Origin of the sequence: Acidithiobacillus sp. (assembly GCF_049965315.1) — a bacterium.
GTDB lineage: Bacteria > Pseudomonadota > Gammaproteobacteria > Acidithiobacillales > Acidithiobacillaceae > Acidithiobacillus_B.
Genome location: NZ_JBMFWL010000032.1, coordinates 1 through 1,920 on the forward strand (window position 1 = coordinate 1; position 1,920 = coordinate 1,920).

General features: G+C 59.9%; 3 protein-coding genes. All 3 read right to left on the reverse strand.

Annotation, left to right across the window (positions count from 1 at the left end; translation table 11 throughout):
• Positions 1 to 242 precede the first annotated feature (242 nt).
• From ACP5MM_RS08120 to atpC, 3 genes are read right to left on the reverse strand one after another with little or no spacing between them, the layout of a single operon-like run.
• Entirely contained in the window at positions 243 to 479 is a 237-nt protein-coding gene (locus tag ACP5MM_RS08120) for a hypothetical protein (protein ID WP_123105016.1), read from the reverse strand.
• 31 nt (positions 480 to 510) lie between these two features.
• The gene (locus tag ACP5MM_RS08125; protein WP_427931981.1) at positions 511 to 1,278 is read right to left on the reverse strand and encodes a sulfite exporter TauE/SafE family protein; all 768 of its coding nucleotides are present in this window, start codon (positions 1,276 to 1,278) and stop codon (positions 511 to 513) included.
• An 11-nt stretch (positions 1,279 to 1,289) separates the two neighbouring features.
• A complete protein-coding gene (gene atpC, locus ACP5MM_RS08130; RefSeq protein WP_427931979.1) occupies positions 1,290 to 1,799 on the reverse strand; it encodes an ATP synthase F1 subunit epsilon in 510 nt (169 codons plus the stop codon).
• Between the last annotated feature and the right edge of the window lie 121 nt (positions 1,800 to 1,920).

The following is a 1,920-nucleotide window of genomic DNA, read 5'->3' on the forward strand; positions in this document are numbered from 1 at the left end:
GGTATTCTGCTTTGGTGGCAGCGCCGCAAGCTGCAGAAAAAAAGAGGTTCAGAAGTCATTGTGGCGGAGTATCGGGAAATCCGGCACCGCCAGCCGCCCGATGGCCGCTGAATTGCCATTACCCTTCTCGCGGCTGTCTGCGGCAAGCTTTGTCCCGACTGAAACCGGGGGAAGCCGCCCGTGGCGCGCAGGCCCCCGACCGTATTGAGTGCGCGCCACCCCCAGGGTGCGGGCAGGGGTGCTCAGTACAGGTGGGAGCCTTTGGGATCCAAGTGCTCCAGGACGCCCTGAGACTCCAGCTCCATACGCATATCCTCCTCCATGGCGCGGGCCAGGGTGACGGCCTGGGTGAGGATGCCGCAGAAGGCCTGGGCACTATGGTCGGAGTAGAAATGGAGATCGGCGATGGGGTTGCCGTCAATGCTGATTTGCCAACAAGGTCGGCCTTGATAGTTGGCTTGCTGGGTTTCGATGCGCATACCGGTTCCTTTTTTCAATAGCGTATGAAGATTATACCCATAATTTAGCGGCCATGACGCCTACCATGACCACGACCGCCACCTTGATCCATAGTTCGCCCCGGCGGCCCAGGGTGACCTTGGTGGCGAGCCAGGCGCCCAGGACGCCACCGACGGCAATGGTCACGCCTATTCCCCAGCGTACCTCCCCCATCCAGGCAAAAATGAGCAGGGCCGGCAGGGTGTAGATGGCAATGATCAGGGTCTTGTAGGCGTTCACTTGGGGTAGATGGCGGATGAGCAGCTTGCGCAGGACCAGGATGAAGAGAAAGCCGATGCCGGCCTGAATGAATCCGCCATAAAAACCCAAAGCGGCGAGGGCCGGGTAGAGCCAGAGGGAAGGTTGCCCATCGGCTCTGCTGCCCGGCACGATGCCCGCCTTTTTGGGGAGCAGGAGGGTGATGGCGCCGATGATCAGAACGATGACGAGAATGCGCTGAAACCAGAGGTTGCTGATGTGGACGCCGGCCAGGGCGCCGCTCACCACACCGGGCAAGGTCCAGAGGGCGAGCATGCCGCCCTGCTTCAACTCGGTGAGTTGCCGCTGATGAAAGTGATGGGTCGCCGTGAGGTTTTCCAGCAATATGCCGATGCGGTTGGTACCATTGGCCGTGACCGGGTCCAACCCGGCAAAGATCAGGACCGGCAAGGTGAGGAGCGAGCCGCCGCCGGCCAGGACGTTGATAAACCCTGCACCCAGCCCTGCGAGGAAGAGGATGACCAGACGCCCTTCCCCTCCCTGGATAAAGCTGATGGCCATGGGGGATATGGTTATTCTTCGAGATCGTGAATATTGACTTCGGGGATGCCGGCCAAGGGTGGTCGGCGCCAGTCGTAACCGTCCGTTTTCCCCAATTGCAGGTTTTGTTGATAGCGTTGGTGGGCCTGCAGCTTGGCCAGTTCGCGTTTGAGCTCCTGCTCGGCCATGAGGAGATTCATTTCCGATGTGTGTTCGCTCAAGGCACGCTGGGCTGCCTGGAGCTTGGCTTCGGTATCCTTGGGGTTGATGTCGGGAACGCGAAGGCTGGCATCGGCCAGGATGCTGACCAGATAGGGCTGCACTTCCAGCATGCCCCCTTCCAGAAACAGGATCTGCAAGCTGCCATCGGCAGCGGTGATACGCAATTCCCCGGGGCGCATCCGGCTCAACAAGGGCGCATGGCCAGGCAGGATGCCAACTTCACCCATTTCTGCAGGTGCAGCGACGAAACGAACATCGCCGTAGTAGACTTCGCCATGGACATCAACGACATGCAGACGGAAGGTGGGGATGTGTGCCATGTTAGCCGATTCCACCCTGGAGGTTGAAAACACGCATTTGATTCAAAGTATAGCCTAAAAGCGGCTTGCTGCCCATTTCCTGCGCTTGGCGGCAAGGACCGGCTGGCAGATGGCTCCCCGG

Coding starts and splice junctions, on each gene's coding strand:
- ACP5MM_RS08120 (WP_123105016.1), bottom strand. CDS start 479: ATGCGCATCGAAACCCAGCAAGCCAACTATCAAGGCCGACCTTGTTGG.
- ACP5MM_RS08125 (WP_427931981.1), bottom strand. CDS start 1,278: ATGGCCATCAGCTTTATCCAGGGAGGGGAAGGGCGTCTGGTCATCCTC.
- atpC (WP_427931979.1), bottom strand. CDS start 1,799: ATGGCACACATCCCCACCTTCCGTCTGCATGTCGTTGATGTCCATGGC.